The sequence below is a fragment of the Streptomyces sp. NPDC052023 genome, assembly GCF_044548465.1.
Lineage (GTDB): Bacteria > Actinomycetota > Actinomycetes > Streptomycetales > Streptomycetaceae > Streptomyces.
On sequence record NZ_JBIUBW010000009.1, the window covers coordinates 25982 to 38257 of the forward strand.

Consider the following 12276-nt stretch of genomic DNA (forward strand, 5'->3'; position numbering starts at 1 on the left):
CGTCAATCCGGCCGTGGGCCGGGCCGTGGCCCACGGCCCGGCCCACGGCTGAACATCCGAAACCCCTTCCGCGTACTCCCCCTCGGACGCCGACGGCTCGGCGCGGGCGGTGGTCGCCGCGATCAGCCGCCCGGCGGTCACCTCCACCGGCCGCCTGCACGCTCCTCACGTGACGTGACAGGCGCTGTGGCCGCCCCGCTCGAGCGCCGGCCGGGGCGGCCACGGCCGGGCATCTCGGCGAATCTTTTAGTCAGCCGAACTAATCTCGCGGATAATCACGTGCCATGGGAAAGACGCATGAGCGCATAGACGGCAGGCTCCGTTCGTTCATCGAGGAGCAGCCCCTCTTCTTCACCGCGACCGCCCCACTCTCCGGCGAGGGCACGGTCAACCTCTCCCCCAAGGGCCTGAAGGGCTCGTTCGTGGTGCTCGACGAACTCACCGTCGCCTACCTCGACTTCGCCGGATCGAACGCCGAGACGGTCGCGCATCTGCGGGAGAACGGGCGGATCACCCTCATGTGGTGCGCCTTCCAGGGCCCGCCGAACATCGTCCGGGTGCACGGGCGCGGTGCGCCGGTCTTCCGCGACGACCCCCGCTTCGGGGAGCTGCTCGCCCACTTCCCGGACATCGACCCGAGCGCGCACGGGCTGCGCGCGGTCATCGTCGTGACGGCCGAACTGATCCGGGAGAGCTGCGGCTTCGCGGTGCCGCTCATGACGTACGACAGCGATCGCGAGTTGCACGGCCGCCGCTTCGCGCGCGAGGACAGCGCCTCGCTCAGCGCGTACTTCGCGGGCAAGGAGCACATCGCCACGAGCCTGGACGGACTGCCGGGGGTGCCGCTGCCGCTGGCCCCGGTGACGTACGACGGCCGTCCGATGTGATCGCGTCAAGCAGGCCTCGGCCGTCGCGTCGTCCCCTCAGGGCCGGGTGACCGCCGGGCCCGAACGGACCATCCGAACTGCCGGTGCGCAAAGCCCCCGTTAGCGTCGGGACATGCGCCCCGCCGTCGCCGCCGCCGCGTCCGTCCTCGTCTGCGCCTGCCTCCTCGGCGCCGCCCCCGCCGAGGGGGACGCGCTGCCCGACCGCATGGCCGACACCGGCGGCGGCAGCCAGCTGATCACCGCCGTGGCGCCCTCGGCCGGCGCGACGACGGGGACGGTGACCTGGTGGGACCGGCTGGACGGGCGGTGGGTCGCCGCCGGTTCGGCACCGGCCAGGTTCGGGGCGAACGGGCTCGTCGAGGGGGCGACGCGCAAGCAGGGCACGAACACCACGCCGACGGGGCTGTTCACCCTGCCGTACGCCTTCGGCATCAAGGCGGCGCCGCCCGGCACGACGTACAAGTACCGGCCGGTGCTCCAGGACTCCTGGTGGTGCCAGGACAACGACTCCGGCGCCTACAACCGCTGGACCGAGCCCCGCCCCGCCGACTGCCGGGCGCAGGAGGCGGAGCACCTCGTCTCGTACGGGCCGCTGTACGCCCATGCGCTGGTCATCGGCTTCAACTACGACACACCGGTGCGCGGGCGCGGGGCCGGGATCTTTCTGCACGTCAGAGGCGACGGGCCGACGGCCGGTTGTGTGTCGGTGCCCGGGGACGCGATGCGCCGGATCCTGCTGTGGGCGAAGGCCCGGGGCCGGCCGCACATCGCGGTGGGGACACAGAGCGGGGCGACCGCGATCACCCGGTACTGACTGAACACACCGCCGCCACCGCACGTATCTCTGGGCCAAGGGACCACGACGAATCGTTGCCCCCGTCCCCGGAGGAACCGTGACCACCACGCTCGCAGGCGGCCGCGCCGCCCGGCGTCAGACCATGCGCCGTATCCGCCCGCGCCGCTCCCCCGCCGTCCCGCTGCTGCTCGCCGTGTGGGCCGGTGCCGCCGCGGTGCTGTGGCTGTGGTGGCAGAACACCCCGTCCGTCGCCGACACCACCGGGCAGATCCTCAACGCGGGCCGGATCACCGGGCTGCTCGCCGGGTATCTGATGGCGCTGGTGGTGCTCCAGATGGCCCGGGTGCCCGCGCTGGAGCGGCGGGTGGGCTCCGACCGGGTGGCACGCTGGCACGCGATGACGGGGCGGTACACCCTGAGCCTGGTCGTCGCGCACGTGTTCCTCACCATGTGGGGCTACGCCCTGCAGGCCGGCAAGACCCTCGGGGACGTCGTCCAGCAGACCGTCGACTCCGTGAACCAGCTGCCGGACATGGGCAAGGCCGCCATCGGCACCGGACTGCTGGTGCTGATCGGCCTCGTCTCGATCGGGCCGGTCCGCCGCCTGATGCCGTACGACACCTGGTACCACGTGCACCTGATGACATACGCGGCCGTGTACCTGACGTTCTGGCACCAGATCAGCGCCGGCAACGACTTCGCCGTCCAGCCCGCCGCGAAGACGTTCTGGTACGGGCTGTACGGCGTGGTCACCGCGCTGGTGGTGTGGTTCCGGGTCATCACGCCGATCCGGCTGAACATGCGGCACCGGATGCGGGTCGAGGCGGTCGTCGAGGAGACGCCCGGGATCGTGTCGGTGCTGATCGGCGGGCGGAAGCTGCACCGGATGGGCGCGGAGGCGGGGCAGTTCTTCCGGTGGCGGTTCCTGGCGCCGGGCATGAGGTTCAGCTCCCACCCGTACTCGCTGTCGGCGGCGCCCCGCCCCGGCATGCTGCGGATCACCGTGAAGGCGATCGGCGACCACAGCACCCGGCTGCGCGAACTGGAGCCCGGCACCCGGGTCTGGGCCGAGGGGCCGTACGGCGCGCTGACCGCCCAGCGGCGCAGCCGCGGCAAGGTGCTGCTGGTCGCGGGAGGCGTCGGGATCACGCCGATGCGGGCCCTGTTCGAGACGCTGCCGGGCGCGAGCGGTGACATCACCCTGCTGTACCGGGCCAACAGCACCCAGGACCTGGCGCTGTGGGGCGAGCTCGCGAAGATCGCCGACGAGCGGGGCGCCCGGCTGATGTACGCGGTCAACAGCCCGGACGGGGCGCGTCCGGACATCTCCGCGGAGTCGCTGGAGCGGAAGATCCCGGACATCGACCGCCATGACGTCTTCCTGTGCGGGCCGCCCGGCTTCGCGCAGACCGTGTACGAGGCACTGCGCGGCGCGGGGGTCCCCGCCCGCCGTATCCATCACGAGTCGTTCGAGATGTGAGCGACGGGTCATCAGGAGACCGGCGAACCATGAAGAAGAGCCACCCCATCCGGCGTGCCGTGCTCGCCACCGCCGCCACCGTGTCCGGCATCGTGCTGCTGCTGTCACTGAAGCCGGCGAGCGATCCCGGCTCCGCCGCGGCCGCGGTACCCCAGCAGCCCCCGGGCGCGGCGGCGCCCCAGGGCGGCGCGCAGGCCGCGGGCACCGCCACCGTCGACGGCGCGGTGGTGCAGACGCAGTACGGGCCCGTGCAGGTGCGGCTGACCGTGACCAACGGGAAGGTCACCCGCGCCGAGGCCGTTCAGGCGCCGAGCGGCGGCCGGAGCAGCCAGATCACCGCCGACGCCGTGCCCCGGCTCAACCAGGCCGCCGTCGCCGCGCAGGACGCTCAGATCGACGCGGTCTCCGGAGCGACGTACACGAGTGCCGGCTACCGGGAGTCCCTCCAGGCCGCCCTGGACAAGGTCCCGGCGGACGACGGCTCGGCCGGACAGGGATCGGGCGCCGCGCAGGCCGCCCGTACCGTCACCGGGGCGGTGGCCGAGACGCAGTACGGGCCCGTCCAGGTCCGGATCACCGTCAGCGGCGGGAAGGTCACCGGCGCCGAGGCCGTGCAGGCGCCGAGCGGCGGCCGGAGCAGCCAGATCACCGCCGACGCCGTGCCCCGGCTCAACCAGGCCGCCGTCGCCGCGGGCAGCGCCGACATCGACGCGGTGTCCGGAGCGACGTACACGAGTGCCGGCTACCGGGAGTCCCTCCAGGCCGCCCTGGATCAGGCCGGTGGCTGAGCCGGTGACGGAACCCGCACAGGCTCCCGCCGCGGTACGCCGTGCGGAGGAGGCGATGGGGACCGTCTTCTCCTTCGACGTCCGCGGCGGGGATCCCCGGGCGGTGCGCACGGCCCTGGAGACAGCCGTCGCCGGACTCCACCGGATCGACGCGGTGTTCAGCACCTATCGCGAGGACAGCCAGGTGTCCCGGCTGGCACGCGGGGAGGTGACCGTCGGGGAGTGCGATCCCGAGGTGGCCGAGGTGCTGGAGCTGGCGGCCGAGGCGGAACGGGTCAGCGAGGGGTGGTTCAGCACGACGTACGAGGGGCGGCTCGACCCGACCGGGATCGTCAAGGGCTGGGCCGTCGAGCGCGCGGCGCGGCTGCTGGCGGCCGCCGGGGCGAGCGGGGTCAGCGTGAACGGCGGCGGGGACGTTCAGCTGCTCGGCGTGCCCGGCCCGGAGCGGCCCTGGCGGGTCGGCGTGTCGGACCCGCTGCGGCCGGGCGGGCTGGCGGCGGTCGTCTCCGCGGCCGGCGCCCGCGAACTGGCCGTCGCGACGTCCGGCACCGCCGAGCGTGGCGCCCACATCGTGGACCCGCGCACCAGGAAGTCGGCGGTGTCGGACCTGCTTGCGGTGACGGTCGTCGCCCCCAGTCTGACCTGGGCGGACTGCTGGGCGACGGCCGCCTTCGCGAGGGGCGCCCGCGACGGCCTGGCCTGGCTGGAGTCCCTGCCGGACGTGGAGGCACTGCTGATCACGGCCGGGGACGAGGTGTGGTGCACCGGTGGCCTGGCCGGGTGGCTGGGGTGAGCCCGGCGGTCAGGCCGAGGCGCGGACCAGCCAGCACGCGGCCGTGAATCCGGCCTCCGGTCCCCGCACGTACGGGGTGAAGGCGGTGTGGAGGGCCTCGACGACCCGTGCCCTGGTCCGCTCGTCCACCTCGTGCAGGACCCGGCCCACGGGGCCGAGCAGCGTGAAGTAGCGCTCCAGGTCCTGCGTCGGCATCGTGCACCTGACGTCGAGCGGCTCGACGTCGACCCCCGACCAGCCGCTCTCCGCGAGGACGCCGCGCACCCGCTCCGCCCGCGCGAAGGCGAACTGGCCCGGCCCGTCGGGGTCACGGACCGGCAGGTCGGGCAGCAGCGGCCCGGCGGCCCGCTCGGCCGTCGTCATGAAGGGGTTCTCCTCGGGTCCGCGCCAGACGATGAGCCGCAGTCCCGCGCCCGGCCGGGCGGCGCGCCGCAGATGCGCGAACGCGCCCGCGAAGTCGTCGAAGAACATCACGCCGAACCGCGAGACGATCAGGTCGAAGCCGGCCGGTTCGAAGGCGTGGGTCGCGGCGTCGGCCTGGACGAAGCGGACCGGCACGCCCTCCCGCTCGGCGCGCGCCCGGGCGGCCTCGATCATCGGCTCGGCGATGTCGACACCGACGCAGGCGCCCGCCGGGCCCGCTCGCCGTGCCGCGGCGACAGTCGTGGCGCCCGTGCCGCAGCCGACGTCGAGGACGTGGGCGCCGGTGCCGACCGGCTCGGCGAGCAGCGGCTCGAACGGCTTGAACAGCTCATCGAGCACATCCTGCGCGGCGACCCAGTTGCGTCCCGCGACGCCGCCCCACAGCGCCTTCGGTCCCTGCGCGTCCCGGTGTTCGGCGGTCATGGCCGTCTCCCTTCGCTTGCCCTCGTCATGCCGTAGCCGTACGGTGCCGGTTCAAGTCGACTTGAGGTCAACAGCATGACGGGTCCGGACACGGCGGAGGTGGCACGGCGTTCCGGCGTCCCCGCCTCCACCTTGCGTTTCTACGAGGAGAAGGGCCTGATCGCCTCGACCGGCAGACGGGCCGGCCGGCGGGTCTTCGATCCCGGGGTCTTCGAGCGGCTGGCTCTGATCGCGATGGGCCGCGCCGCGGGTTTCTCGCTCGACGAGATCGCGCTGATGTCCGCCCCGGACGGAAGGCCCCGGCTCGACCGGGGGACGCTGACGGCGAAGGCGGACGAGCTGGACCGGACGATCCGTCGTCTGACCGCCATGCGCGACGGCCTGCGGCACGCGGCGGACTGCCCCGCGCCGAGCCATATGCAGTGCCCCACCTTCCGCCGCCTGCTGCGGGCGGCGGAATCGGGTGCCCTGAGCGCCCCGGAGAACGGGCTCAGTGGCCGTTCTGCGCCAGCCGCAGCAGGTGGTCGGCGAGCGCCTGGCCCCCGTCCGGCCGGCGGCTGATCAGCAGCAGTGTGTCGTCGCCGGCGATCGTGCCCAGGATGTCGTGCAGTTCGGCCTGGTCGATCGCCGACGCGAGGAACTGGGCGGCGCCCGGCGGGGTGCGCAGCACCACGAGGTTGGCGGACGCCTCGGCGGAGATGAGGAGCTCCTGGGACAGGCGCCGCATCCGCTCCTCCTTCGCCGACTCCCCGAGCGGGGCGCGCGGCGTGCGGAAGCCGCCTTCGCTGGGCACCGCGTAGATGAGGTCGCCGTCGGTGTTGCGGATCTTCACCGCGTTCAGCTCGTCCAGGTCGCGGGAGAGCGTCGCCTGAGTGACCGTCAGCCCGTCGTCGGCGAGCAGCTTCGCCAGCTGGCTCTGGGAGCGCACCGGCTGCCGGTTGAGGATGTCCACGATCCGGCGATGACGTGCGGTGCGGGTCTGCGGCACCGCGGGCCCGTTGACTCCCGCCTGCTCATTGTCCTGCGCCTGGCTCATCGTCGTCTCATTCTCCGGCTCGTCCGTCCCCGTGAGCTGCGTCGAGGACGCCGGGCAGGGCCCGGAGCAGCGCCTCCACCTCGTCGTCGCCGAGGTTCAGCGGCGGCATGAGCCGTACGACATCGGGGGCGGGCGCGTTCACCAGGAGACCGGCGTCCTGAGCCGCCTGCTGGACCTGTGACGCGAGCGGCTCGGTGAGCACGATACCCAGGAGGAGGCCCGCGCCCCGGACATGGTCGATCAATCCATGGTTCAGAGCCTCGATCCCTGCCCGCAACCTCTCGCTCTGCCGCTTGACGTTCTCCAGCAGTCCCTCGTCGGCGATGGCGTCGAGCACGGCGAGTCCGGCGGCGCACGCGACGGGGTTGCCGCCGAAGGTCGTGCCGTGCTGACCGGGCCGGAGCAGCTCGGCCGCCCGCCCGAAGGCCACGGTGGCGCCCAGCGGCAGGCCGCCGCCGAGCCCCTTGGCGAGCGTGACGACGTCCGGCAGGACGCCCTCGTGGGCCTGGTACTCGAACCAGTGCCCGGTCCGTCCGACGCCGGTCTGCACCTCGTCGAGCACCAGCAGCGAGCCGGTCGCGGCGGTGATCGCGCGGGCCGCCTTCAGATACCCGGCGGGTGGGACCACGACGCCGTTCTCGCCCTGCACCGGCTCGATGACGACCAGCGCCGTCTCCTCGGTCACGGCGGCTGCCAGCGCCTGCGCGTCGCCGTAGGGGACGTGCGTGACGTCTCCGGGCAGCGGCAGGAAGGGCGCCTGCTTGGCGGGCTGGCCGGTGAGCGCGAGGGCGCCCATGGTGCGGCCGTGGAAGCCGCCCTCGGTGGCGACCATGTGACTCCGGCCGGTCAGCCGGCCGATCTTGAAGGCGCCCTCGTTGGCCTCGGCGCCGGAGTTGCAGAAGAAGACCTTGCCGTCCCGGCCGAACAGCTGGAGGAGCCGCTCGGCGAGCGCGACGGGCGGCTCGGCGACGAACAGGTTGGAGACGTGGCCCAGGGAGGCGATCTGCTTGCTGACCGCCGCGACGACGCCGGGGTGCGCGTGGCCGAGCGCGTTGACCGCGATGCCGCCGACGAAGTCGACGTACTCCTTGCCGTCGGCGTCCCAGACCCGCGCGCCCTCGCCGCGTACCAGGGGCAGCCGCGGGGTGCCGTAGTTGTTCATGAGCGCGCCCTGCCACCGCGCGGTCAGTTCCTGGTTGGCGCTCATTCGGCATCCCCCTCGTGCGCGTCCGGCACGACCATCGTGCCGATGCCCTCGTCGGTGAAGATCTCCAGCAGGATCGAGTGCTGGACCCGGCCGTCGATGACCCGGGCGGTGGTGACGCCGTTGCGTACGGCGTGCAGACAGCCCTCCATCTTCGGCACCATGCCGGACGACAGCTCGGGCAGCAGTTTCTCCAGCTGGGAAGCGGTGAGGCGGCTGATCACCTCGTCGCTGTGGGGCCAGTCCTCGTAGAGGCCCTCGACGTCGGTGAGGACCATGAGGGTCTCGGCGCCGAGCGCGGCGGCCAGGGCGGCCGCGGCCGTGTCGGCGTTGACGTTGTAGACATGTCCGTCGTCCTGGGAGCGGGCGATCGACGACACGACGGGGATCCGGCCGTCCGCCAGCAGGGCCTCGATCGCGCCCGTGTCGATCGCGGTGATCTCGCCGACGCGCCCGATGTCGACGAGTTCGCCGCCGATGCGGGGCTGGTGCCTGGTGGCGCTCATGGTGTGGGCGTCCTCGCCGGTGATGCCGACGGCGAGCGGCCCGTGCTGGTTGAGCAGCCCGACCAGCTCGCGTTGCACCTGCCCGGCCAGCACCATGCGGACGACGTCCATCGCGTCCTCGGTGGTGACGCGCAGGCCCGCCTTGAACTCGCTGACGATGCCGTGCCGGTCGAGGGCGGCGCTGATCTGCGGGCCGCCGCCGTGCACGACGACCGGCTTGAGGCCGGCGTGCCGCAGGAAGACGACGTCCTGGGCGAAGGCGGCCTTCAGTTCCTCGTTCACCATGGCGTTGCCGCCGAACTTGATCACGACCGTCTTGCCGTGGTGCCGGGTCAGCCAGGGCAGCGCCTCGATGAGGATCTGTGCCTTGGGCAGCGCGGTGTGCTTACGCGTCGTGGTCATGAGGAGTAGGCGCTGTTCTCGTGGACGTAGTCGGCGGTGAGGTCGTTGGTCCAGATCGTGGCGGTCCGGGACCCGGCGGCGAGGTCGGCGACGATGTGCACCTCGCGGTAGCGCATGTCGACCTTCTCGCGGTCCTCGCCGACACCGCCGTTCTTGCACACCCAGACGCCGTTGATGGCGACGTTCAGCCGGTCGGGCTCGAAGGCGGCGGACGTGGTGCCGATCGCCGACAGCACACGGCCCCAGTTGGGGTCCTCGCCGTGGATCGCGCACTTGAGGAGATTGTTGCGGGCGATGGAGCGGCCCACCTCGACGGCGTCGTCCTCGGTCGCGGCGTTGATCACCTCGACCTTGATGTCCTTGCTGGCGCCCTCGGCGTCCCGGATCAGCTGCTGCCCGAGGTCGTCGCAGACCTGCCGTACGGCGGCGGCGAACTCCTCGTAGGCGGGGGTGACCCCGGACGCGCCGGAGGCGAGGAGCAGGACGGTGTCGTTGGTCGACATGCAGCCGTCGGAGTCGACGCGGTCGAAGGTGACCCGGGTGGCCGCGCGCAGGGCCTTGTCCAGGGCGGCGCCGTCCAGCTCGGCGTCCGTCGTGAGGACGACCAGCATGGTGGCGAGGCCGGGGGCGAGCATGCCCGCGCCCTTGGCCATACCGCCGACCGTCCAGCCGTCCTTGGTCACCACGGACGTCTTGTGGACGGTGTCGGTGGTCTTGATGGCGATGGCGGCCTTCTCGCCGCCGTGCTCGGAGAGCTGGGCGGCGGCCGCCTCGACGCCGGGGAGCAGCTTGTCCATCGGGAGCAGCACACCGATGAGGCCGGTGGAGCAGACGGCGACCTCGATCGCGCCCCGGCCGAGCACCTCGGCCACCTTCTCGGCGGTGGCGTGCGTGTCCTGGAAGCCCTTGGGGCCGGTGCAGGCGTTGGCGCCTCCGGAGTTGAGGACGACGGCGGACACCTGGCCGCCCTTGAGGACCTGCTCGGACCAGAGCACGGGTGCGGCCTTGACGCGGTTGGAGGTGAAGACGCCCGCGGCGGCGCGGCGGGACCCGGTGTTGACCACGAGGGCCAGGTCCGGGTTGCCGTTCTCCTTGATCCCGGCGGCGATGCCGGCCGCCGTGAATCCCTTTGCTGCCGTGACACTCACGGTGCGACTCCGATCGTGGAAAGTCCCGTTTCCTCGGGGAGGCCGAGGGCGAGGTTCATGCTCTGGACGGCACCGCCCGCGGTGCCCTTGGTGAGGTTGTCGATGGCGCTGATCGCGATGATCCGTCCCACGGCCTCGTCGTACGCGACCTGCACCGCGACGGCGTTGGAGCCGTGGACGGACGCGGTGGCGGGCCACTGGCCCTCGGGCAGCAGGTGCACGAACGGCTCGTCCGCGTAGGCCTTGGTGTAGGCGGCGCGCAGGGACTCGGCGGTGACGCCGTCCCGGGCTGCGGCGCTGCAGGTGGCGAGAATTCCGCGCGGCATCGGGGCGAGGGTGGGGGTGAAGGAGACGGAGACACGCTCGCCGGCCACCGCGCCCAGGTTCTGGATCATCTCGGGGGTGTGCCGGTGGCCGCCGCCGACGCCGTACGGGGACATGGAGCCCATGACCTCGGAGCCGAGCAGGTGCGGCTTGGGGGCCTTGCCCGCGCCGGAGGTGCCGGACGCCGCGACGATCACCGCCTCGGGTTCGGCCAGGCCCGCGGCGTAGGCCGGGAACAGCGCCAGGGACACGGCCGTCGGGTAACAACCGGGCACCGCGATGCGCTTGGACCCCTCCAGCGCGGCGCGGCAGCCCGGCAGTTCGGGGAGGCCGTAGGGCCAGGTGCCGGCGTGCGGGGAGCCGTAGAACCTCTCCCAGTCACGGGCGTCCTTCAGCCGGAAGTCGGCGCCCATGTCGACGACGAGCACCTCGGGGCCCAGCTGCTCGGCGACGGCGGCGGACTGCCCGTGCGGCAGTGCGAGGAAGACCACGTCGTGCCCGGCGAGCACCTCGGCGGACGTCTCGCTCAGCACCCGGTCGGCCAGTGGCAGCAGGTGCGGCTGGAGCGTGCCGAGCCGCTGGCCGGCGTTGGCGTTGCCGGTCAGGGCGCCGATCTCGATCGCGGGGTGCGCCAGGAGCAGACGCAGCAGCTCTCCGCCCGCGTATCCGCTCGCTCCGGCCACTGCCGCACGTACCGTCATGAACCCTCCTCCTGGATGGCATGACTATACGTTTCGCTGCACGTTTATGCAATCCCGCGCTCACGCCCACGCCATCGGACCGCACGATCCAGCCACGTTCCCCCGACCCCGATGACGAGAAGGGGGCGGACATCCGAACCTTTGTGAAACCCGGCCGCCAAGGCCGGGAAGCGGGAGCCGGGGAGTTCGGCGTCCGGACTCCGCCGGCACGCCGAAAGGCAAGATGGGGGGAGGCGCGGCGACGGGTCGCGCGGCAGCGGACGGGAAGGGGAGCGGGGCGCGACATGGGCGAGTTCTGGCCGGTGCCGGATGTGCTGGCCTATCTGGCCGGGCAGTGGCAGGTGCGGCGGACGGTGCGGGATCTCGCGGGCGGTGACGAGGGGAGCTTCGAGGGCACGACGGTGTTCGGGCCGCTTCAGCGCGGCGGTCTGCTGCACGAGGAGTCCGGCACCTTCGTCTGGCGGGGCGTGGCCCGCCCGGCCGAGCGCACGCTCCGCTACCTGCCCGGACCCGCACGCGGCACGGCGGACGTCCGCTTCGCCGACGGCCGCCCCTTCCACGACCTCGACCTGACCACCGGCTGGTACGTCGCCGACCACCCGTGCTCGGCCGATCTGTACCGGGGTGAGTTCACCGTGCGGGACGAGGCCCGCTGGCGGACCGTGTGGCGGGTGCGCGGCCCGGCGAAGGACCTGGTGCTGACGACGGACTACACACGCGTGGGCTGAGCCGGGCCGTTCTCGAACCGCAGGCTCCAGCGCCCCGCGCGACCCGTGACCGTCGTCGTGGACAGGGAGCAGACATCGATGCTCCAGTACGTCGAGGGCGGCACCTTCAGGGCGTACACCAGGGCCGCGCGAATCACCGAGGGCTCCGCCACGGCCACGATCCGGCCGCCGTCCTCGACGGGCCGGGTGTCCAGCCAGTGGCCGACGCGGGCGATGAACGAGAGCAGCGACTCACCCCCGTGCGGTGTGGCGCGGGGGTCGGCGAGCCAGGCGTCCACCGCCTCTGGCTCCCGGGCCATCGCCTCCCCCAGCGTGAGCCCACGCCAGCGCCCCATGTCGCAGTCGCGCAGGGCGAGCTGCGCCAGCGGCGCATAGCCGAGGGCGTCGCCGGTGGACCGGCTGCGGGGCGTGGGCGAGCAGTAGCGCAGCTCGGCCGCCGCGAGGGGCACCAGGTCGCGGGCGACGCGCTGCACCTCGTCCCAGCCCGCCTGATCCAGCGGCCGGTCGTCCTCGAAGCGTTCCGCGAGCAGCGGGGAGCTGCGCGCGGCGGCGACGAACGTGACCCGAAGTGCCATGCGGGGATCGTGCGCCCGGAGAGTAGGCAGGTCAAGAGGCGTTATCCGTGGGTTATGCAGGT

General features: G+C 72.8%; 14 protein-coding genes. 7 read left to right on the forward strand and 7 right to left on the reverse strand.

Annotated elements, in window-relative coordinates; translation table 11 throughout:
* The first annotated feature begins 284 nt into the window (after positions 1–284).
* From ACIHCM_RS19530 to ACIHCM_RS19550, 5 genes are all read left to right on the forward strand, one after another.
* A complete protein-coding gene (locus ACIHCM_RS19530; protein ID WP_399897262.1) occupies positions 285–887 on the forward strand; it encodes a pyridoxamine 5'-phosphate oxidase family protein in 603 nt (200 codons plus the stop codon).
* 112 nt (positions 888–999) lie between these two features.
* Positions 1000–1701 (forward strand): L,D-transpeptidase, encoded by a 702-nt coding sequence (locus ACIHCM_RS19535; protein ID WP_399897265.1) that lies wholly within the window; start codon positions 1000–1002, stop codon positions 1699–1701.
* 79 nt (positions 1702–1780) lie between these two features.
* Complete coding sequence (locus ACIHCM_RS19540) at positions 1781–3163, forward strand: ferric reductase-like transmembrane domain-containing protein (protein ID WP_399897268.1); 1383 nt, start codon at positions 1781–1783, stop codon at positions 3161–3163.
* Positions 3164–3192: 29 nt separating this feature from the next.
* Positions 3193–3951, forward strand: a complete 759-nt coding sequence (locus tag ACIHCM_RS19545) for an FMN-binding protein (protein ID WP_399897271.1) — start codon at positions 3193–3195, stop codon at positions 3949–3951.
* Positions 3944–4744 carry an FAD:protein FMN transferase gene (locus tag ACIHCM_RS19550; RefSeq protein ID WP_399897274.1) on the forward strand — a complete coding sequence of 267 codons (801 nt, stop codon included), beginning with the start codon at positions 3944–3946 and terminating at the stop codon, positions 4742–4744. Before ACIHCM_RS19545 ends, ACIHCM_RS19550 begins: the two co-directional genes overlap by 8 nt.
* Positions 4745–4753: 9 nt before the next feature.
* Here ACIHCM_RS19550 and ACIHCM_RS19555 read toward each other — a convergent pair whose 3' ends face one another.
* Positions 4754–5590 (reverse strand): class I SAM-dependent methyltransferase, encoded by an 837-nt coding sequence (locus tag ACIHCM_RS19555; protein ID WP_399897277.1) that lies wholly within the window; start codon positions 5588–5590, stop codon positions 4754–4756.
* A gap of 75 nt (positions 5591–5665) precedes the next feature.
* Between ACIHCM_RS19555 and ACIHCM_RS19560 the strand changes: the two genes are divergently transcribed.
* Positions 5666–6151 (forward strand): helix-turn-helix domain-containing protein, encoded by a 486-nt coding sequence (locus tag ACIHCM_RS19560; protein WP_399897280.1) that lies wholly within the window; start codon positions 5666–5668, stop codon positions 6149–6151.
* Here the strand turns inward: ACIHCM_RS19560 and ACIHCM_RS19565 are convergent.
* Genes ACIHCM_RS19565 through argC form a run of 5 tightly spaced genes read right to left on the reverse strand, consistent with a single transcriptional unit; the run spans position 6081 to position 10911 of the window.
* Positions 6081–6626: an arginine repressor gene (locus ACIHCM_RS19565; RefSeq protein ID WP_399897283.1), complete on the reverse strand. Its 546-nt coding sequence runs from the start codon at positions 6624–6626 to the stop codon at positions 6081–6083. The two genes, ACIHCM_RS19560 and ACIHCM_RS19565, sit on opposite strands and share 71 nt — an antisense overlap.
* A gap of 7 nt (positions 6627–6633) precedes the next feature.
* Complete coding sequence (locus ACIHCM_RS19570; RefSeq protein ID WP_399897286.1) at positions 6634–7833, reverse strand: acetylornithine transaminase; 1200 nt, start codon at positions 7831–7833, stop codon at positions 6634–6636.
* Entirely contained in the window at positions 7830–8738 is a 909-nt protein-coding gene (gene argB, locus ACIHCM_RS19575) for an acetylglutamate kinase (protein ID WP_399897289.1), read from the reverse strand. The genes ACIHCM_RS19570 and argB overlap by 4 nt, the downstream gene beginning before the upstream one ends.
* Positions 8735–9886 (reverse strand): bifunctional glutamate N-acetyltransferase/amino-acid acetyltransferase ArgJ, encoded by a 1152-nt coding sequence (argJ, locus tag ACIHCM_RS19580; RefSeq protein ID WP_399897292.1) that lies wholly within the window; start codon positions 9884–9886, stop codon positions 8735–8737. Before argJ ends, argB begins: the two co-directional genes overlap by 4 nt.
* The gene (gene argC, locus ACIHCM_RS19585; protein ID WP_399897295.1) at positions 9883–10911 is read right to left on the reverse strand and encodes an N-acetyl-gamma-glutamyl-phosphate reductase; all 1029 of its coding nucleotides are present in this window, start codon (positions 10909–10911) and stop codon (positions 9883–9885) included. The genes argJ and argC overlap by 4 nt, the downstream gene beginning before the upstream one ends.
* Before the next feature lie 284 nt (positions 10912–11195).
* On the opposite strand from argC, the gene ACIHCM_RS19590 reads away from it, so the two are divergent.
* Positions 11196–11639, forward strand: coding sequence for a DUF6314 family protein (locus tag ACIHCM_RS19590; protein WP_399897297.1), 444 nt, complete (start codon positions 11196–11198; stop codon positions 11637–11639).
* Here ACIHCM_RS19590 and ACIHCM_RS19595 read toward each other — a convergent pair.
* A complete protein-coding gene (locus ACIHCM_RS19595; RefSeq protein WP_399897300.1) occupies positions 11621–12214 on the reverse strand; it encodes a histidine phosphatase family protein in 594 nt (197 codons plus the stop codon). The two genes, ACIHCM_RS19590 and ACIHCM_RS19595, sit on opposite strands and share 19 nt — an antisense overlap.
* Positions 12215–12276 lie beyond the last annotated feature (62 nt).

Bases quoted from the DNA above. Each gene is read 5' to 3' on its own strand.
- ACIHCM_RS19530 (WP_399897262.1), top strand. From the start codon at position 285: ATGGGAAAGACGCATGAGCGCATAGACGGCAGGCTCCGTTCGTTCATC.
- ACIHCM_RS19535 (WP_399897265.1), top strand. From the start codon at position 1,000: ATGCGCCCCGCCGTCGCCGCCGCCGCGTCCGTCCTCGTCTGCGCCTGC.
- ACIHCM_RS19545 (WP_399897271.1), top strand. From the start codon at position 3,193: ATGAAGAAGAGCCACCCCATCCGGCGTGCCGTGCTCGCCACCGCCGCC.
- ACIHCM_RS19555 (WP_399897277.1), bottom strand. From the start codon at position 5,590: ATGACCGCCGAACACCGGGACGCGCAGGGACCGAAGGCGCTGTGGGGC.
- ACIHCM_RS19560 (WP_399897280.1), top strand. From the start codon at position 5,666: ATGACGGGTCCGGACACGGCGGAGGTGGCACGGCGTTCCGGCGTCCCC.
- ACIHCM_RS19565 (WP_399897283.1), bottom strand. From the start codon at position 6,626: ATGAGCCAGGCGCAGGACAATGAGCAGGCGGGAGTCAACGGGCCCGCG.
- ACIHCM_RS19570 (WP_399897286.1), bottom strand. From the start codon at position 7,833: ATGAGCGCCAACCAGGAACTGACCGCGCGGTGGCAGGGCGCGCTCATG.
- argB (WP_399897289.1), bottom strand. From the start codon at position 8,738: ATGACCACGACGCGTAAGCACACCGCGCTGCCCAAGGCACAGATCCTC.
- argC (WP_399897295.1), bottom strand. From the start codon at position 10,911: ATGACGGTACGTGCGGCAGTGGCCGGAGCGAGCGGATACGCGGGCGGA.
- ACIHCM_RS19590 (WP_399897297.1), top strand. From the start codon at position 11,196: ATGGGCGAGTTCTGGCCGGTGCCGGATGTGCTGGCCTATCTGGCCGGG.
- ACIHCM_RS19595 (WP_399897300.1), bottom strand. From the start codon at position 12,214: ATGGCACTTCGGGTCACGTTCGTCGCCGCCGCGCGCAGCTCCCCGCTG.